17 protein-coding genes are annotated in these 18,539 nt (G+C 69.1%); 7 read left to right on the top strand and 10 right to left on the bottom strand.

Translation table 11 applies throughout. The features are described from left to right. Positions 1-132 precede the first annotated feature (132 nt). Positions 133-408, top strand: coding sequence for a WGxxGxxG family protein (locus G6N30_RS23260; RefSeq protein WP_134057055.1), 276 nt, complete (start codon positions 133-135; stop codon positions 406-408). A 47-nt stretch (positions 409-455) separates the two neighbouring features. On the opposite strand, the gene ligD is transcribed toward G6N30_RS23260, so the two are convergent. Together ligD and G6N30_RS23250 are read right to left on the bottom strand one after the other, a co-directional pair. After that, positions 456-1,499, bottom strand: a complete 1,044-nt coding sequence (ligD, locus tag G6N30_RS23255) for a non-homologous end-joining DNA ligase (RefSeq protein WP_134057057.1) — start codon at positions 1,497-1,499, stop codon at positions 456-458. Then, the gene (locus tag G6N30_RS23250) at positions 1,499-2,530 is read right to left on the bottom strand and encodes an ATP-dependent DNA ligase (RefSeq protein WP_163687959.1); all 1,032 of its coding nucleotides are present in this window, start codon (positions 2,528-2,530) and stop codon (positions 1,499-1,501) included. The genes ligD and G6N30_RS23250 overlap by 1 nt, the downstream gene beginning before the upstream one ends. 131 nt (positions 2,531-2,661) lie before the next feature. Between G6N30_RS23250 and G6N30_RS23245 the strand changes: the two genes are divergently transcribed. Both G6N30_RS23245 and G6N30_RS23240 read left to right on the top strand, forming a co-directional pair. Beyond that, positions 2,662-3,330, top strand: coding sequence for a nitroreductase family protein (locus G6N30_RS23245; RefSeq protein ID WP_134057061.1), 669 nt, complete (start codon positions 2,662-2,664; stop codon positions 3,328-3,330). 72 nt (positions 3,331-3,402) lie between these two features. Next, the gene (locus G6N30_RS23240) at positions 3,403-4,470 is read left to right on the top strand and encodes an ATP-dependent DNA ligase (RefSeq protein ID WP_134057063.1); all 1,068 of its coding nucleotides are present in this window, start codon (positions 3,403-3,405) and stop codon (positions 4,468-4,470) included. Between the two features lies 1 nt (position 4,471). On the opposite strand, the gene G6N30_RS23235 is transcribed toward G6N30_RS23240, so the two are convergent. Then, positions 4,472-5,473 (bottom strand): acyl-ACP desaturase, encoded by a 1,002-nt coding sequence (locus G6N30_RS23235; RefSeq protein ID WP_134057065.1) that lies wholly within the window; start codon positions 5,471-5,473, stop codon positions 4,472-4,474. Between the two features lie 101 nt (positions 5,474-5,574). Here G6N30_RS23235 and gluQRS point away from each other — a divergent pair, with 101 nt between their 5' ends. Genes gluQRS through G6N30_RS23220 form a run of 3 tightly spaced genes read left to right on the top strand, consistent with a single transcriptional unit; the run spans position 5,575 to position 8,713 of the window. Continuing rightward, a complete protein-coding gene (gluQRS, locus tag G6N30_RS23230; protein WP_134057067.1) occupies positions 5,575-6,456 on the top strand; it encodes a tRNA glutamyl-Q(34) synthetase GluQRS in 882 nt (293 codons plus the stop codon). 44 nt (positions 6,457-6,500) lie between these two features. Then, on the top strand, positions 6,501-7,961 hold the full coding sequence (locus G6N30_RS23225) for an ABC transporter permease subunit (RefSeq protein ID WP_134057069.1): 1,461 nt from the start codon (positions 6,501-6,503) through the stop codon (positions 7,959-7,961). Next, positions 7,958-8,713: an amino acid ABC transporter ATP-binding protein gene (locus G6N30_RS23220; RefSeq protein ID WP_134057071.1), complete on the top strand. Its 756-nt coding sequence runs from the start codon at positions 7,958-7,960 to the stop codon at positions 8,711-8,713. The genes G6N30_RS23225 and G6N30_RS23220 overlap by 4 nt, the downstream gene beginning before the upstream one ends. 76 nt (positions 8,714-8,789) lie before the next feature. Here the strand turns inward: G6N30_RS23220 and G6N30_RS23215 are convergent, their stop codons facing one another. From G6N30_RS23215 to G6N30_RS23200, 4 genes are all read right to left on the bottom strand, one after another. Continuing rightward, positions 8,790-10,010 (bottom strand): saccharopine dehydrogenase family protein, encoded by a 1,221-nt coding sequence (locus tag G6N30_RS23215; RefSeq protein WP_134057073.1) that lies wholly within the window; start codon positions 10,008-10,010, stop codon positions 8,790-8,792. 67 nt (positions 10,011-10,077) lie between these two features. Beyond that, positions 10,078-11,307, bottom strand: a complete 1,230-nt coding sequence (locus G6N30_RS23210; RefSeq protein ID WP_134057075.1) for a cytochrome P450 — start codon at positions 11,305-11,307, stop codon at positions 10,078-10,080. A gap of 26 nt (positions 11,308-11,333) precedes the next feature. Beyond that, on the bottom strand, positions 11,334-12,536 hold the full coding sequence (gene tgt / locus G6N30_RS23205) for a tRNA guanosine(34) transglycosylase Tgt (RefSeq protein ID WP_134057077.1): 1,203 nt from the start codon (positions 12,534-12,536) through the stop codon (positions 11,334-11,336). Between the two features lie 18 nt (positions 12,537-12,554). Further along, entirely contained in the window at positions 12,555-13,463 is a 909-nt protein-coding gene (locus G6N30_RS23200; RefSeq protein ID WP_134057079.1) for a haloalkane dehalogenase, read from the bottom strand. Between the two features lie 129 nt (positions 13,464-13,592). Here G6N30_RS23200 and G6N30_RS23195 point away from each other — a divergent pair, with 129 nt between their 5' ends. Then, positions 13,593-14,090 carry a lipoprotein LpqH gene (locus G6N30_RS23195; protein ID WP_166674607.1) on the top strand — a complete coding sequence of 166 codons (498 nt, stop codon included), beginning with the start codon at positions 13,593-13,595 and terminating at the stop codon, positions 14,088-14,090. A 60-nt stretch (positions 14,091-14,150) separates the two neighbouring features. Here the strand turns inward: G6N30_RS23195 and G6N30_RS23190 are convergent, their stop codons facing one another. From G6N30_RS23190 to G6N30_RS23180, 3 genes are read right to left on the bottom strand one after another with little or no spacing between them, the layout of a single operon-like run. Further along, positions 14,151-15,872, bottom strand: a complete 1,722-nt coding sequence (locus tag G6N30_RS23190; protein WP_134057081.1) for a diol dehydratase reactivase ATPase-like domain-containing protein — start codon at positions 15,870-15,872, stop codon at positions 14,151-14,153. After that, a complete protein-coding gene (locus G6N30_RS23185) occupies positions 15,869-16,201 on the bottom strand; it encodes a diol dehydratase small subunit (RefSeq protein WP_134057083.1) in 333 nt (110 codons plus the stop codon). Before G6N30_RS23185 ends, G6N30_RS23190 begins: the two co-directional genes overlap by 4 nt. Further along, positions 16,198-18,417, bottom strand: coding sequence for a propanediol/glycerol family dehydratase large subunit (locus tag G6N30_RS23180; protein WP_134057085.1), 2,220 nt, complete (start codon positions 18,415-18,417; stop codon positions 16,198-16,200). Before G6N30_RS23180 ends, G6N30_RS23185 begins: the two co-directional genes overlap by 4 nt. Positions 18,418-18,539: the final 122 nt, after the last annotated feature.

The raw sequence follows: 18,539 nt of genomic DNA, 5'->3' as shown, positions 1-18,539 counted from the left end.
ATTCGCTGGGGTATCTGATCCCTTGCGACCGAGGGGGACGAACGTCGTTCCCCTGCGTGCGTGGACTGCAGCCCATGGTCCGTCCGTCCACCGGCCCGGAACGACCTCCGGGTCACAAAGTTTGGAGTTTCTATGCGTGAATTCGTTGCTGTCGCCGCCGCTACCGGTGCGCTTCTGTTCGGCGGGGCCGGCGTGGCCAACGCCACCACCGAATACGTCCCCGCTCAGGGCCCGACGACCACCGTGGTGGCACAGGCCGACGAGCAGGAAGACGGCGACAACACCGGCCTGTGGGGTCTGGCGGGCCTGCTGGGTCTGCTCGGGCTTCTGGGCCTGAAGCGGCGTAATGACCACCACGTCGCCACCCCGGCGCCGGGTACGCCCGGGTACGGGACGCCGCGCGCGTAGTACGAGCTCTCCCGGTCGGCCCGCCACCTCTACGGTGGCGGGCCGATCTACTTTCGGTTGCCCTTCTCGTCCCAGTGCTCGGCCACTTTCTTCGACGGCTGCACCCGCGGCGGCTCCCCTGGCATCTTGGGATAACTCGGCGGGTAGGGCAGATCTCCGAGCCCGCGCTCCTCATCGGCGGCGACCATCTCCAGCAGCGGTTCGATCGACTGGGCCTTCGCCTCGATGTCCGCCCACGGATCGGGGCGCCCCGCCACGAACTGCGGCACCGTGCTGATCGTGTAGTCGTCGGGATCCGCGTCGGCCAGCTCAGCCCACGTCAGCGGCGTCGACACCGTGGCAATCGGCGTCTTACGCACCGAGTACGCGGAGGCGAAGGTGCGGTCGCGGGCGTTCTGGTTGTAGTCGATGAACAGCCGCTCGCCACGCTCCTCCTTCCACCACGAGGTGGTGACCGCGTCAGGCGCCCGCCGCTCGACCTCGCGGGCCAGTGCGATGCCGGCGCGGCGCACCGCCACGAAGTCCCAGTCGGTCTTGATCCGCAGGAACACATGCACCCCGCGACCACCCGAGGTCTTCGGATAGCCCACAAGCCCGAGCTCGTCGAGCAGCGGTTTGAGGACGTCGACGGCGACCACACTGGCTTCCCGGAATCCGGTGCCCGGCTGCGGGTCGAGGTCGATGCGCAGCTCGTCGGGATGTTCGACGTCCGGGCAGCGCACCTGCCACGGATGCAGCGTGATCGTGCCCATCTGCGCCGCCCAGGCGATCGCCGACGGGTGGGTCACCTTGAGCGCGTCCGCGGTCCGGCCGGAGGGGAAGGTGACGGTGCACGTCTCCAGATAGTCGGGATGCTTCTGCGGCACCCGCTTCTGATAGATCTCCTCGCCGTCGATGCCGTCCGGGAACCGCTGCAGATGCACCGGCCGGTTCCGCAGCAGGGACACCATCGGCGCGCTGACCGACAGGTAGTACTCCACCAGTTTCCGTTTCGTGCCTGCCGAACCCAACTCGGGGAAGTAGACCTTGTCCGGATTGGTCAAGCGCACGGCGACACCGTCGACGTCGATTTCCTCTGCGGGCGTTGGCATCAGGAGCGCTCCAGGACGTCGTACAGATCGTAGTTGAGGGGGACTTCCAGCTGATCGAACGTGCAGCTCTGCGGATCACGGTCCGGGCGCCACCGCCGGAACTTGACCGCGTGCCGAAAGCGTCTTCCCTGCACCGAGTTTCCCTCCATCTGATCGTAGGCCACTTCGGCCACCCGCTCCGGCCGGATGGGGATCCAGCGCTTGTCCGCCGCGGAGTTCCACCGGCTCGGGTCGCCCTCGCGCACCTCGTCGCCCTCGCGCAGCGGTTCGAGCTCGGCCAGCAGCTTGATGCGGTCTTTGGTGGTGAAAGAGGCTGCGCCGCCGACCATCTGGAGTTCACCGTCATCGGTGTACAGCCCGAGCAGGATCGAACCGATGCCCTCACCGCTCTTGTGGATGCGGTAGCCGATGGCCACACAGTCGGCGTCGCGGGCGTGTTTGACCTTCACCATCTCCCGCTTGCCGGGCAGGTAGGGCCCGTCGAGCCGTTTGGCGATCACGCCGTCGAGGCCCGCGCCCTCGAAGGTGTCGAGCCATTGCGCGCCGAGCGTCGGGTCCTCGGTGGTCCGGGTGACGTGACACCACTGGTTCTCGTTCACTGCGGCCGACAACGCCTCGCGGCGCACCCGGAAGGGTTCCTTCACCAACGACGTGTCACCGGTGGCCAGCGCGTCGAAACCGATGAAGTGTGACGGCGTCTGCTCGGCGAGCATCTTGACGCGGCTGGCGGCGGGGTGGACGCGCTGGCTCAGCGACTCCCAGTCCAGCCGCACGCGGCCGCCGATATCGCGCGGGACGACGATCTCTCCGTCGAGCACACAGCGCTCGGCGAGTTCGGCGCGCAGCGCGTCGAGCAGTTCGGGAAAGTACCGACCCAGGTCCTTGCCGTTACGCGACTGCAGCAGCACCTCGTCACCGTCGCGGAACACCAGCGCCCGGAACCCGTCCCACTTCGGTTCGTAGGACCACACCCCCTCCTCGGTGGGCACCTTGACCTGAGCTTTGGCCAGCATCGGTTCGAGCGGAGGCATGACGGGGAGGTCCACGTGTCCATTCTTACGCCCGAGGGGTGACGCTCACCCCGGCTGTGCGACGGTGTCGGGCGATCCGTTGCCGAAGGCGGACCGTCGCGACGCCGAATCCGGCGTGATACACCAGTGCAATGCCGCATCCCACCGACGACGTCTGGGAAGTCTTGTCGACCGCGCGCGCGATCCGGCGCTTCACCCACGAGCCGGTCGACGACGAGACACTCGACCGCTGTCTGCAGGCCGCGACGTGGGCCCCCAACGGCGCCAACGCGCAGCTGTGGCGCTTCATCGTCCTCGACGGCCCCCAGCAGCGCGCCGCCGTCGCCGAGGCGGCCCGAATCGCCTTGGCCTCAATCGAATCCATCTACGGGATGACGAGGCCTGCCGAAGACGACGACAGCCGCGCGGCCCGCAACAACCGCGCCACCTACGAGCTGCACGACCGTGCCGGCGAATTCACCTCGGTGCTGTTCGCCGCCTTCAAAAACGAGTTCTCGTCGGAGTTCCTCCAGGGCGGTTCGATCTACCCCGCGCTGCAGAACTTCTACCTCGCCGCACGCGCACAGGGCTTGGGTGCGTGCATCACCAGTTGGGCGTCCTACGGTGGCGAGCGGGCGCTGCGCGATGCGGTCGGCATACCCGACGAATGGTTCCTGGCCGGGCACGTCGTGGTGGGCTGGCCGCGCGGACGGCACGGACCGGTCCGGCGGCGGCCGTTGTCGGACGTGGTGTTCCGCAACCGGTGGGACCCCGAGCGGGCGGACATCACCTACGGCCGAGGGGCACGGCCGCGAGGCTGAAGTCCCCCAGCGAAAGTGCGAGAGCGGACCTGCACGAGTTCAGTGTCGACAACGCGCGGCCACAATGGGTGGGTGCAGCTTCCCGTTTCGCCTCCGGTGCGGCCGATGCTGGCCAGGTCGGTACCGGCCATTCCGCCCGAGGCGTCCTATGAACCGAAGTGGGACGGGTTCCGGTCGATCTGCTTCCGGGACGGCGACGAGGTCGAACTGGGCAGCCGCAACGAGCGTCCGATGACCCGCTACTTCCCCGAACTGGTCGACGCGATGACCACTGAATTGCCCGAACGGTGTGTGATCGACGGGGAGATCGTGATCGCCACCGACCGGGGTCTGGACTTCGAGGCGTTGCAGCTGCGGCTGCATCCCGCCGCCTCGCGGGTACAGATGCTCGCCGAGAAGACGCCGGCGTCGTTCATCGCCTTCGACCTGCTCGCGCTCGGCGACGACGATTACACCGACCGCCCGTTCAGCGAACGTCGCGCCGCGCTGGTCGACGCGCTCGCCGGGTGCGGCCCCGTCGTGCATGTCACCCCGGCCACCACCGAGGTCGCCACCGCGCAGCGCTGGTTCGACGAATTCGAGGGCGCCGGGCTCGACGGGGTAATCGCCAAACCGCTCGACCTGACCTACCAGCCCGACAAGCGGGTGATGTACAAGATCAAGCACGCGCGCACCGCCGACTGCGTCGTCGCCGGCTATAGGCTGCACAAGTCGGGCGACGATGCGGTCGGTTCGCTGCTGCTCGGGCTCTACCGCGACGACGGCGACCTGGCGTCGGTGGGAGTCATCGGCGCCTTCCCCATGGCCACCCGGCGGCAGCTGTTCGTCGACCTGCAGCCGCTGGTCACCGAGTTCGAGCAGCACCCATGGAACTGGGCCGCCCACGTCGACCCGGAGGTGGTGCGCCGCTACGGCGGTGGGTCGCGCTGGAACGCGGGTAAGGACCTGTCGTTCGTACCGCTCCGTCCGGAACGGGTGGTGGAGGTGCGCTACGACCACATGGAGGGCGATCGGTTCCGCCACACCGCCCAGTTCAACCGCTGGCGCCCGGACCGCGACCCGCGCTCGTGCACCTTCGCGCAACTCGAGCAGCCGGTCACGTTCCGGCTGGGCGACATCCTCCCCGGGTTGGGGACCTGAGTCAGACAGACGCCGCCACGGCCCGTTTGGCGTCGCGCTTCTCGGCCATCTTGGCCTCGCGCTCGAGGCGGCGCTGCTTGGCCGTCTCGAACTTCTCGCACGTCTCCTCGAGTTCCTCGATCAGGACACCGAGGTCGTCGCGCATGCGGGCGGCCTCGCCGGTGAAGTCCTCGCGCTCGAAGATCCGCCACTTCTTGAGCACCGGCATCACCACGTCGTCGAGGTGGATCCGCGGGTCGTAGACGCCGCCGACGGCGATGATCACGGCCTTGCGGCGGAAGTCGGGCACGGTGTAGCCGGGCATCTTGAAGTTGCGCAGCACGTGGTGCAGCGAGTGCATGGCCTGGTCGGGGGCGATGTCGAAGCCGGCCTCGGACACGTCGCGGTAGAAGATCATGTGCAGGTTCTCGTCCGCGGAGATCCGCTGCAGCAGCTGGTCGGCGACCGGCTCCGCACACGCCTTGCCGGTGTTGCGGTGTGAGACGCGGGTGGCGAGTTCCTGGAAGGTCACGTAGATGACGGAGTCGAACAGGCTCCTGGCGAACAGCACCTCCTCGCCCTGCCCGTTCTGGCCGGGCGAGAAGCCGCGGGTCATCTGCTCCACCCGCAGCTCTTCGAGCTCGACCGGGTCGATGGCGCGGGTGACCGTGAGGTAGTCGCGCAGCGCGATGCCGTGCCGGTTCTCCTCGGCGGTCCAGCGGTTCACCCACTGACCCCAGGCGCCGTCGAGGCTGAAGTTCATCGCGATCTCGCGGTGGTACGACGGCAGGTTGTCCTCGGTGAGCAGGTTCTGCACCATCGCCGTGCGGGCGACCTCGGACAGCTTCGACTGCTCGGGCTCCCAGTCCTGCCCGCCGAGCGCGTAGTAGTTCTTGCCGTCGGACCACGGGATGAAGTCGTGCGGGTTCCAATCCTTGCGCATCCGCAGATGCCGATTGAGGTTCGCCTCCACGACCGGTTCGAGCTCGGTCAGCAGTTGCACTTCGGTCAGGTCTTTCGCCACGGCGTCTCCCAGATGTATGTGTCCACGGCGGTCACAGGTAAGAGTACGGGGTGTGGTCGGCGGGTCCCGAACCGACGCGCGCGAGCGGCTAGATTGCGGTCGTGACCCGCTCCCCCGCGGGCCGGTTCGCGCCGAGCCCGTCGGCCGATCTGCACATCGGCAACCTGCGCACCGCCGTGCTCGCGTGGCTGTTCGCCCGGTCGACCGGCCGCCGCTTCCTGATGCGCGTCGAGGATCTCGACTACCGCACCGACTCCGACATCGCCGCCCGCCAACTCGCCGACCTCGCCGCACTCGGCCTGACCTGGGACGGACCCGCCGAATACCAGTCCGCTCACCGCGAGCGGTACGACCGCGTCATCGACCGGCTGGTCTCCGACGACATGGTCTATGAATGCTATTGCAGCAGAAAGGACATCGCGCAGGCACCGCGCGCCCCGCATGCGCCGCAGGGCGCCTATCCCGGGATCTGCCGCGACCTCACCGACGCCGAACGCGCTGTGCGACGCCGGGAGACGGGCCGCCCACCCGCGCTGCGCTTGCGCACCGACGTACTGACCTACACCGTCACCGACCTCCTGCACGGTGAGCACACCGGCATCGTCGACGACTTCGTGGTCCGCCGCGGCGACGGGGTGCCCGCCTACAACCTCGCCGTGGTGGTCGACGACGCGGCGGCGGGGATCGACCAGGTGGTGCGCGGCGACGACCTGCTCAGCTCGTCGCCGCGGCAGGCCTACCTCGCCCGGCTGCTCGGCCACCCCGAACCCGTCTACGCCCACGTCCCGCTCGTCCTCAACACCGACGGGGCGCGCCTGGCCAAACGCGACGGCGCGGTGACACTCGCCGAGATCGGGGTGCCGCGGGCGCTGCGGCAGATCGCCGATTCGCTCGGTTACGACGCAGGAGACGTCGGCGGGATGCTGGCCGAATTCGATCCGGAGGCGCTACCGCACCGGCCGTGGATCTACCTTCCGGCCTGAGCAGAACCCTTCTGTCCCGACGGCGGTCTTGCTAGCGTCCGCCGGTGAGGTTTCTTCGAGCGCTCCTGCTGCTGCTGGCGGTGCTGGCCGTCGCGTCGTGCGGACCGGCCGGCGACAGCGGCGACGAACCGATCAAGGCGGCCGGCGTGCTGCGGGTCGGCACCGAAGGGGTGTACGCCCCGTTCAGCTACCACGACGAATCCGGTCAGCTGGTCGGTTACGACGTCGACGTGGCGCGCGCGGTCGGCGCCAAGATCGGGGTGCCGGTCGAGTTCGTCGAGACGCCGTGGGATTCGATGTTCGCCGCGCTGGAGGCGGGCCGGTTCGACGTGGTCGCCAACGAAGTGACCATCAACGCCGAGCGGAAAGCCAAATACGATCTCTCGCAACCGTATTCGGTGGGAGAAGGCGTCATCGTCACCCGCGCCGACAACGATTCGATAACCTCGCTCGACGACCTGAAGGGCAAGGTCGCCGCCGAGAACGCCACCAGCAACTGGTCGGAGGTCGCCCGCAAGGCCGGCGCGCGGGTGGAGGCCGTCGAGGGGTTCACCCAGGCCATCACGCTGCTCAACCAGGGCCGGGTCGACGTCGTGGTCAACGACAGCATCGCGGTGTACGCATACCTCGCCGAAACGGGCGACACGTCGGTCAAGATCGCGGGCACCGTCGGGGAGAAGAGCGAACAGGGGTTCGCCGCCCGCAAGGACAGCGGTCTGCTGCCCGAGCTCAACCGCGCGCTCGACGAGCTGCGCGCGGACGGCACGCTGGCGACGATCTCGCAGAAGTACCTCAACGCCAACGCTTCCGGGGCACCCGCCGCCGCCGAGACCGCGGCCCCCCGGTCCACCTGGCAGCTGATCCTCGACAACCTGTGGCCGCTGGCGCGGGCGGCACTGACCATGACGATTCCGCTGACCGTGATCAGCTTCGCGATCGGCTTGGTGATCGCCCTCGGCGTCGCCCTGGCCCGGTTGTCGTCGAACGCCGCACTGTCCGGGGTCGCCCGGTTCTACATCTCGATCATCCGGGGCACCCCGCTGCTGGTGCAGCTGTTCATCGTGTTCTTCGCGCTGCCGGAGTTCGGGGTGCGCATCGACCCGTTCCCAGCCGCGGTGATCGCGTTCTCGCTCAACGTCGGCGGGTACGCCGCGGAGATCATCCGCTCGGCGATCCTGTCCATCCCCAAGGGACAGTGGGAGGCCGCCGAGACCATCGGCATGACCTATGCGACGTCGCTGCGGCGGATCGTCTTGCCGCAGGCCGCCCGGGTGGCGGTGCCGCCGCTGTCGAACACGCTGATCTCCCTGGTCAAGGACACCTCACTGGCGTCGACGATCCTGGTGACCGAACTGCTGCGGCAGGCGCAGATCGTCGCGGCCCCGACGTTCGAGTTCTTCGCGCTGTACGGCACGGCCGCGGTGTACTACTGGGTGATCTGCCTGGCGTTGTCGTTCGGTCAGGGCCGCATCGAACGCCGGCTGGAAAGGTACGTGGCGAGATGACCGAAGATCGAGTGGTCGCCGACGGGCTGTACAAGGCCTTCGGCGACAACGAGGTACTCAAAGGGGTGTCGTTCCGGGTCGCGGCCGGGTCGGTGACCACGATCATCGGGCCGTCCGGCTCAGGGAAGACGACGCTGCTGCGCGCGCTCAACGCGCTCGACGTACCCGATGCCGGCACCGTGTGCATCGGCGATGTCAGCGTCGACTTCGCCAAGCCGGTGTCCAAGGACGAGCTGCGGCGCTACCGGATGCAGAGCGGGTTCGTCTTCCAGTCCCACAACCTGTTCCCGCACAAGACGGTGCTGCAGAACGTCACCGAGGGCCCGATTGTCGTGCAGAAGCAGCCGAGGCAGGAAGCCGAGGCGGCGGCGGTCCAACTGCTCGAACAGGTCGGGCTGGCCGAGAAACGCGACCAGTATCCGTATCAGCTCTCCGGGGGTCAGCAGCAGCGCGTCGGGATCGCCCGCGCGCTGGCGCTGCGGCCGAAGGTCGTGCTGTTCGACGAGCCGACCTCCGCGCTCGATCCCGAGCTGGTCGGCGAAGTGCTCTCTGTCATCAAGGATCTGGCGGTCGAGGGGTGGACGCTCGTCGTCGTCACCCACGAGATCCAGTTCGCGCGGCAGGTGTCCAACCAGGTGTTGTTCACCGACCGCGGCGTGATCCTCGAGCAGGGTCCGCCCGATGCGGTGATCGGCGACCCGAAGGAGGAGCGCACGCGTCAGTTCCTGCAGCGGATCCTCAACCCGCTCTGAGGGTTGCGAGCGTGCGCAAAGCGCTGGGAAGACCGCGGCGTGTCGTGGGCAGACACGCACCGTCGCGGAGACGAGGTCAGTTGAGCTCCTTGACGCCCCACGGTGAGCCGTAGGCGGTCAGCAGTTCCAGGAACGGCACCGCGTCGAACGCCTCCGGCCCCAGAACACCGGTTCCGCTCCACGTGCCGTTGGCCAGGAGTTCCAGCGCGACAACGGGATTGATCGCGGTCTGCCAGACCACGCACTGATGCCCGTACTCTGCCATCGACCACTCGTTGTCGACGACGTGGTACAGGTACGTCGACCGCGGCTCGCCGTCCTTGCCGGTGCCGGTGACCCACAGCCCCGCGCACGTCTTCCCGCGCATCTTCGGGCCGAGCGTCGCCGGGTTGGGAAGGCACGCCGCGACCACGTCGCGCGGGGACACCTCGACCTGACCCTTGTCGCTGCCGACGCGGACCTTCTCGGTGCGGTCGAGCCCCAGCTTGTGCAGCGTCTTGAGCACGTCGATGAACTCGGTCCCCAGACCGTATTTGAACGTCGCGCGCTTACATTTGACCCAGCGCGGCATCAACAGCACCTCTTCGTGCTCGACGTTCACGCACTCGACCGGGCCGATACCGTCGGGGAAGTCGAACACCTCCGGCTCGCTGAACGGTTCGGTGACGAACCAGCCGCGGTCGGCCTCCCAGATCACCGGCGGGTTCAGGCACTCCTCGATCGTCGTCCAGATGGAGAACGACGGCGCGAAGTCGTACCCCTCGACGGTCAGGTTCGACCCGTCGCGGGTGCCGAGTTCGTCGATGTCGGAGAACAGGTGGTCGGCGGCGTAGCGGGCGAACACGTCGGACAGCCCCGGCTCCACGCCGATGCCGACGAGGGCCAGGCGCCCCGCGGCGGCCCAGTCTTCTCCGGCCGCGAACTGTTCGTCGCCGAGTTTCACGCCGGTCAGCTCATACGGCTGCTCGGGATGGCGGTGCGACAGGCTCATCGCCATGTCGAGGTAGTCCGCGCCGCCGGCGAGTGCGCCATTGAAGATGGGCATCACGAACCGCGGGTCGACGGCGTTCATGACGTGGGTGATCGCGTGCTCGCGAACCAGCGCCGCGACCGCATCCGCCGACGTGGCGTCGACCTGTGCGGAGACGAACCGCGCGTCGCCGACCGCCTCGGCGGCGTGGCGCGCCCGGTCGGCGTCGTAGTCGCAGACGACGACCTGCTCGAAGAAGTCGCGCCGCGCGGCGATCGCGCAGAACGCGGACCCGACGCCGCCGGCACCCACCAACAGGATTCGCATGACCGGCACCCTAATACGGAATTCGGGGTAACGCGCGCGTTCTGCGACGGTTTCCACACTTGAACGGCTATATGGCGACGGAAAGCGTTTCCATACCGCGCAGCGTGAGGTTGGACTTGTAGACCGGATCCGTCGCCAACCGGGCGTCGGGGAATCGCGTCGTCACCGCCGACAGCGCGACGGCGGCCTCCATCCGGGCCAGCGGCGCCCCGAGGCAGAAGTGCGGGCCCTTCCCGAACCCGAGATGCCGGATCTGCGGCCGGTCCGGGTCGAACTCGTCGGGGCGGTCGAACGCCTCGGGGTCGCGGTGCGCCGCCGCCAACAGCAGCAGCATGCTGTCGCCCCGGGGCACCGTGACACCGTTGATCGTCATGTCCTCGGCGGCGATCCGGACCACCAGTTGCACCGGCGGGTCGTAGCGCAGCGTCTCCTCCGCAACCACCGACGCCCGCTGCGGATCCGCCGCCAACCGCGCCCACTGACCGGGCCGGCGTAGCATCGCCAGGATCGCGTTGGCGATCAGGTTGACCGTCGTCTCGTGCCCGGCCACCAACAGCAGATTGCAGGTCGCGACGATCTCATCCTCGGTCAGCTGGTCACCGGCCTCTTCGGCGGCGATCAGCCCGGAGATCAGATCGTCGCGCGGTTCGACCCGCCGTCCGGCGATCAGTTCGCGCAGATACTCGCGCAGCCACAACCCCGCCTCGAGCCGCTGCTCGAACCCCTGCGCCGACTGGCCGGTGACGGCGATGAACGGGTCGAGTGACTGGGCGAGCAACGCCGACGCGCGGCTGAACTGCGGTTCGTCCTCGAGCGGGACCCCGAGCAGACGGCAGATCACCGCCACCGGCAGCGGATAGGCCAGGTCGGCGACGGCGTCGAACTCCCCCTTGGCCGCCACCGTGTCGAGCAGCGAATCCACCAGCGCCACGATGTCCGGCTCCAGCGCCTTGACCACCCGGGGCACGAACGCCGAACTGACCAGCCGGCGCAACCGCGTGTGGTCGGGCGGATCGAGGAACAGGAATCCGGGGGCCCCGAACGGGCGGGCGACCGCGCCCGCGGCGATCTCGCGCTGCGCGACGCTCGACTTCAGCCGATCACTGGCCGAGGCCGGGTTCCGCAGCACTTCGTCGCAGTCGGCGAACGAGGAGAACACCACCAGGTTGGTCGACGGCAACGACAGCGGACCGGCCGCACGCAGATCGGCGTAGAGCGGATAGGGGTCGGCCCGGTTGGCGGGGTCGAGCAGCCTGCCGAGCAGCGTCTGGGTGTCCGCGGTGGTCATGGCTGTCATTGTGCAGACGGACGCTCCGCCGCAGGTCAGCCGTAGTAGCGGCCGAGCACGTGGTCGCGAAGCTCGTCGAACTCACCGGCAGTGATCGCCGCGCGGATCTGGTCGACCAGGCGGATGACGAAGCGTTCGTTGTGGATCGTGCACAGCGTCGAGGCCAGCATCTCCTTGGCCTTGAACAGGTGGCGGATGTAGGCGCGGGTGTAGTGCGCACAGGTGTAGCAGTCACACTCGGCGTCGATCGGGGTGAAGTCACGGCGGTAGCGCGCCCCGGTGATGTTGTAGCGCCCGGTCGCCGAGTACACCGCGGCATTGCGGGCGACCCGCGACGGCGACACGCAGTCGAAGGTGTCGGCGCCGGCGGCCACCGCGGCGAACAGGTCGTCGGGCTCGCTGATCCCGAGCAGGTGACGCGGTTTGTCCTCCGGCAGTTCATCGGTCACCCAGCCGACGATGGTGGCGAGGTTCTGCTTCTCCAATGCGCCGCCGATGCCGAACCCGTCGAAACCGAGTTCCGCCAGCCCCCGGGCCCCCCGCCTGCGCAGGTCCTCGTACTGAGCTCCCTGCACGACGCCGAACAGCGCCTGCGGCGGTTTGTGCGACCGCTCCTCGCGCAGGCGGCGATGTTCGGCCAGGCAGCGCACCGCCCACTCATGCGTGCGCTGCACCGACTGCTCCTGATAGCCGCGGGTGTTGACCAGCGTCGTCAGCTCGTCGAACGCGAAGATGATGTCGGCCCCCAGTTGGTGCTGGATGCCGATCGACGCCTCCGGGGTGAACCGGTGGGTGGTGCCGTCGAGATGTGAGCGGAACGTCACACCGTCTTCGTCGACGTGGGCCAGACGTTCCTTGCCCTTGGCGATGACGTCATCGGTCTGCACCCGGTTGGCGTCCATCGCGAGCACCTTCTTGAACCCCACCCCCAGCGACATCACCTGGAAGCCGCCGCTGTCGGTGAACGTGGGGCCCGGCCAGTTCATGAACGCGCCGAGGCCGCCTGCGGCGTCGACGATATCGGGGCCGGGCTGCAGGTAGAGGTGGTAGGCGTTGGCAAGAACCGCCTGTGCGCCAAGCTCTTTCATCGTCTCCGGGAGCACCGCCTTGACGGTGGCCTGCGTGCCGACGGCGATGAACGCCGGCGTGTGGATGTCGCCGTGCGGGGTGTGGATCACGCCGACCCGGCCGCGTTGCCCGGGAAGTCTGGCCTCGACGGTGAAGAACTGCTGACCCACGCGGGTATTCAACACCGCTCAGTACCGCGCCATGAAATCCACGATCGCCCGCGCCAGATCCTCGCCGGCATCCTCTTGCAGGAAGTGTCCGGCGTCGGCGATCACCGGATGGTCGATCCCGGCAGCGCCGCGCATCGACCGCTGCAGGACCGGGGCCATCGCACCCGTGATCGGATCGCCGTCGCTGAATGCGACGAGCATCGGCGTCGAGCTGCGGGTCAGCGTCTCCCACGCCGCCCGGTTGGCCGCCGACGCCGGGTCGTCGGGCGTGGTCGGCACCAGCCCCGGCATCGCCCTGGGCCCGGCGCAGTAGGAGTCGTCCGGGAATGGGGCGTCATATCCGGCGCGCACCTCGTCGGACATCGGCCTTCGGCATCCGCCCTGCACGAAACGACCGACGTCGATGCTCGGCGCGGACTGGATCGCCTCCCGAAACCGCCACCAGATCTCAGGCATCGGGATGTCCCCCGTCGGCAGTCCGGTGTTGGCCACGACAATCCGGGCGAAGCGGTCAGGGTGTTCTGCGGCCAGCCGCAGGCCGATCAACCCGCCCCAGTCCTGGCCGACCAGGGTCACTCGCCGTAGATCCAAGCCGTCGAACGCCAGCGCGCGCATCCACTCGACGTGGCGGGCATAGGTGTGATCAGCGACCTCGGTGGGCTTGTCCGAACGGCCGAAGCCGACCAGATCCGGACAGATCACCCGGTGCCCCGCGGCGGTCAGCACGGGAATCATCTTCCGGTAGAGGAACGACCACGACGGCTCCCCGTGCAGCATCAGCACCGGACCGGCGTCGGCGGGGCCGTCCTCCACCCACGCCACCTGCAACGTGGCGCCCTCCCCGTCGTCGACCTCCAAATACTGTGCGGGATAGCCGAATTGGGCAAGGTTCGCGAAGCGGTCCTCAGGAGTGCGTAGTGTCCGCATGCGGCTGAACCTACCGGTCCGGTAGTGACCTTTTCCGCCAATCGCGGAACCGCATCGACACGCCCGGCCATACTGCAGGGCGACGGCCCGGCAAACAGAAGCGGGTCGCGCGACGAGAAGGAGAACAGTGTGAAGCGTGGTTTCCTGGTGAGCGTGGGCGGCGCGGCGATCGTCATCGCCGGTCTGGCCGGCTGTTCGTCGGACAGTGGCTCGTCCGAGTCGACGACGTCCGCGGAGACGAGCGACACGGCCACCGCCAGCGCATCGGCCGAGGCCACCTCGGCCCCCGGTGGCGCGAAGGTGATCATCGACGGCCAGGAGCAGGCCATCCAGGGCACCGTCGCGTGCACCTCGATGGGCGGCAACCTCAACATCGCGATCGGCCAGGCCACCACCGGTATCGGCGCGGTGGTCACCGAAGCCGACCCGCCCGCGGTGCAGTCGGTCGGCCTGGGCAACGTCAACGGCGTGACGCTCGGCTTCCAGCAGGGCACCGGACAGGGCAACGCCGAGGTGGAGAAGGACGACAAGACCTACAACATCAAGGGCAACGCCACCGGCGTCGACATGGCCAACCCGCTGCAACCGGTGACCAAGCCGTTCGAGATCGAGGTCACCTGCCCGTAGCACCGACGAGCACCACGGCGGCGGCTGCCCTTCGGGGCGGCCGCCGTTTCGTCGCCTGACTCAGGTCCGCGCCGTCGTCGCCACACGGTCCTCGGCGTACAGGTGCACCAGACCGGACGCCACCGCGAACCGCGGACCGTGCACACCGCCGATGTTGGCCCGGCCCACCACGACCCGCGCCCCGCGCAACGACTCACCGACCGTGCGCAGCAGTTCGTCGTCGAGTGCGCCGCCACCGGCGAGCAGCAGCGCGCTCGGCGGTTCGTCGAACGTCCGCAGGCACCGCGCGATGTTCGACGCCACGGTCTCCTGTTTGATCGCCAGCCGCAGGCTGCGCCACTCCTCGGCGGCCAGGCGGTGCGAGAACGGCACCAGACCCGCGCTGCCGCGGGTGCACAACCGGCCGATCGCGTCGGCGGGCGCCGGACTGTCGAGGAACACCCGCCGGCCGTCCTCCTCGTGGGCGACGTGCGGGCCTTCGACCCGCAGCGCCGGTGTCCGCTTGACCCGTTCGGCGAGTGCGCGCGGGATGCCCAGCACGCGGGACACCGCCGTGGTGATGGTCTCGCCCGCGCCCGCCGCCGTCACCGTGCGGCCCTGCCCGATGAGATCGACCGTGCCGCCGCCGATGTCGCACACCACCGCACCGGGCGGCAATCCGGGCGTGGTGTGCGCACCGCGCGCGGCCGCCGCCGGTTCGGTGGTCAAGGTCCTGGCGGGCCGGCCGCTCAGCTCGGAAAGCGTTGCGGCGGCGTCGGTCAGCGCGTCGGCGGCCAGCAGCGCCACGACAGTGCCGCGCGCGTCCGCCACACCGCGGCGCAACCACGCACCGTTGTCGATGGCGGCGAGGTCGGTGAAGAACGCGTCGTCGACCGCGAGCCCGTCCGCCGCCGCCGGAAGCGCCCGTAGCCGCATCTCGACCGCGCTGCCCGGCGGCTCGAGCCGCAACACACTGTGCGCGGCGGCGGGCGCATACCGGACGATCTCACCGCCGACGCGGCAGGCGACGTAATCGTCGTCCACCGTGGGCGGGTCGGGCGGTGTGGTGCGGGCCGTGACGGCGATCGCCGGGGCGTCGGCCAGCTCCCGGGTGAACTCGGCGACGTCATGCAGCCGGTCGTGGCCGAGCTGCAGCGCCGCGGACAGCGCGATCGGGTCGGCCATCGCGCGGTAGGCCCGGCCCTCGGCGACCACCTCGACGGCCACGAGCGCACCGCGCTGAAGACCGTCGAGGTCCACCTCGTCGACCACGGGGACGTCGATCGGGATGCGGTTGCGGATGAGCACCGCATCGTCCTGGGCGACCAGCACGCCCGCGATGTTCCAGCCGCGGGCCACCCCGTCGGCGACCGCCTGGGCCGCGACCTCGAAATCCGTTGCCGCGCTGACGGACACGATCACCGGTTCGGAATGCACCGGTCCGGTCAGGTCGACCAGCGGCACATGCCTGCCGACGCCGTAGCCCGCGCCGGCCGGCGTGCTGGCGTCCGGGCGGCGCAGGCTGCGCACCGGCGCCCGTGGGGACGTCGCCGGCGCCAGCGGGGCGGTCGCGGTGTCGACCGGGCGAATCGTCGCGAGCACCACCTCGTCCACCCGCACCTGCGCCTCCACCTCGAGCCGGTGCAGCAGCGCCGCGGCCCCCTCGAGCGACTCGACCGAACCCTTGCGCCCGCGGGTCGGCGATTGTCCGTAGGTCAGCGGTTGCACTCCGCCGTCGTCGACGCGGGCGAGGACGATCTCGGTGGTGTGGTTGCCGACATCGCAACCGGCCACGACACTCACCGCAGCAGGCCTCGCCTGGCGTAGACGTCGGCGGCCTGCCGGACCAGTTCGGCACACCGCGAGGCACCGCGGGTCTCCAGCGACACCCGCAGCGCCTCGAGTTCGGCGGCCGTCGACCGGTACGGGCGCAGCGCTTCGTAGAGGCCCATCACCGCGTCGTCGTCGATGACCGCCAATTCCGCTGCGCGCAGGAAGTTCTCGGCCAGCTGCGGGTTGCCGTTCTCCTCGGCGACGACCGCCTGGTAGGCCAGCGTGGTGGGGTCCATCCGAAGATCCGACAGCGTCAGCTTGCCGTCGACCGCTGCCGCCACGGTGAATTTCTCGGTCATACGCGCTTGGCCTCCACGGTGATCGGCGCCTGTCCGGGTTCGCAGGCCTGACGTTCCAGTGCCACGAGCGCGACCGCGCGGGCGTGGTAGCGGGCGGAGATGGACTCGTCGGTGCCGCCGGCGAGGATCGGCAGCGGCGCCATCCCCTTGGCGTGCCTGGCGGCGTTGCGGCCCAACTCCCGGTACATCTTCGCGGTGAGCAGCGGGGCGACACTGAACAGTTCGAGGTTCGCCAGCGGCGCCAGGTCCCGGCGGTGGATGAGCGCGGTTCCCTTGCCCTGCAATCCGATTCCGATGCCGGAGCCTGACAGCCGGGCCGCGGTCAACCCGATCAGCCCGACGTCGATGGTCGAGCGGATCCGCACCAGGCGCGGGACGCAGCCCTCCTCCTCCAGCCCGGCAGAGATCTGCCGCAGCACCTCACCGACCGTCAGACCGCACAGCGACAGCCACACCGAACGCCCCAGCGCCGGGGACAGCCCGATGCACACCTCCCGCGGGTCGCTGCCCTGGCGAGCCGGTTCGACCTCGGTGAAGACCAGATGGCCCTGATGCTCGGCCTGGTCGGCGGTGAGTTCGGCGGCGGTGCGTTCCTGCCGGATCCCGTCGATCTCCGCGCGGCGCTCCTCGGTCGGCGAGTATCCGGTGCCCGGCCCGGCGTAGTCATTCGGATCGGTGATCTTCGACAGCACGCGGAACTGGTCGTCGAAGATCGCCGAGGTCTGCAGCTGGTCGCCGCGCAGGCGTTCGCGGGTCAGGCGCATGATCGCCTCGGCCTCCGGTGCGTAGCCGGTGCGATGCAGCGCCGCGACCACGTCGAACACCGTGAGCTGTTTGGCCTCGATCGAGGTGGCCGCCTCCGCGACGGCCTTGGGGTCACCGGCGGGCAGGTCCCGCGAATCGTTGGCGACCACGACCGCGTCGATGCGGTCGTCGTCGAAATCAGCCAGCCCGAGGTCACGGTAGACGGCCTGCACCGCCGTCGCCGCCCGCCTGCGCACCCGCGCCAGATCCTCGGGCGACACCGTGCGCAGACCGCCGTCGGCGCCCCAATCCCGCTGCAGCACCAGGAAGTCGTCCATGTCATCGGCGTTGAAGTTCGACAGCGCAAAAGCGTTGTCGTAGCGCGGAATCGAGCCGAACCCGGAGAAGATGAAGTCCGCGCCGGCCAGCAGCACCGGCAGGGTGTGCGCGCTGCGGCGGATATCCGATTCGGAGATCAGGTTGTCGTTGCCCGCACACGACTCAAGATCGCGCATCATCACCATCAGGTTCTCGGCGAGCAGCTCCTTCATGCCCTCGGGCACCGACGCCACCACCCCGACCCCGTCGATGCCGCCGTTCTGCACGCCCTGGGAGCCCAGCGCCCGCGCCAGCGACACACACCGCGATTCGAGGTAGAGGATCGAGCACTTCTCGGCTGCGCCCATCAGCACCTCGGCGCCGCCGCCGCTGGTGACGCGCATCTTCAACCCGCGCGAGGCGTAGGCGGCGGTCAAGATCGCCTTGGAGAACGGGGTGTCGTCCCCGTCGACGAAGACCTGCTCGGTGCCGTAGATCGAGATGGTTTCGGCGTAGCTGGTCAAGCCGCGCAGGCCGAGCCGCAGTTCCATCGCCTCTTCGATCGAGCACTGCGCCATCGCGCCCGGGACACCGACCTGGCTGCCGATCAGCAGCGCGATCGCGTTCGACGGTGCGTCGCCGAACACCGGCACCGTCGTCTCGACCTCGCGGAAGCCGTACGCCACCGCGCTCGCTGCGTCGGCAGCAATCAGCAGCGGATCGTCGAGCTGGTTGGTGACGTGCGCCTGATTGCTCGGGGTGCGCCGCGCGCGCATCTTGTGCATCGCCATCTGCATCTCGACCGGCGTCAACACCGCGAGCACCCGTGCGAGTTTGGCCGGCGTGGTGCCGCCGATCAGCCGCACGACCTCCGCGCGGGGCACGTTGACGTCGACGGCCATCCGCGCCAGCGCCGCATCGTCGAGCGCCATCGCCTCCTCGGCGACCGCGAGGTCGAGGCCGTAGCGGGCGATGAACTCGTCGATGACGTCGAAGTCCTCCACCGGCTTGCCGTCGAGTTCGACGACCTGCCCGTCACGCACGACCAACGACGGCTCGGGGTCGTGCGGGCTGCGCATGGCGACCAGCCCCAACGCTGGGTCGGTGACGCTGAATCCGTCGAGATTGACCGGTTTCGCATCCAGAATTCGCATCCGACCTTGCGCGAGGTCGTTGATTTCCGTCACAGCGCTGATCCTGCCGTGTCGGCGCGCGACACGCGATGCCGGTTTCGGTCGGCGTTTCTGGCCCTTTTGCGGGCTGACACGATGGGGGG

Source organism: Mycolicibacterium litorale, from assembly GCF_010731695.1.
Classification (GTDB): Bacteria; Actinomycetota; Actinomycetes; order Mycobacteriales; family Mycobacteriaceae; genus Mycobacterium; species Mycobacterium litorale.
This window is presented reverse-complemented; position numbering and strand designations above follow the sequence as displayed.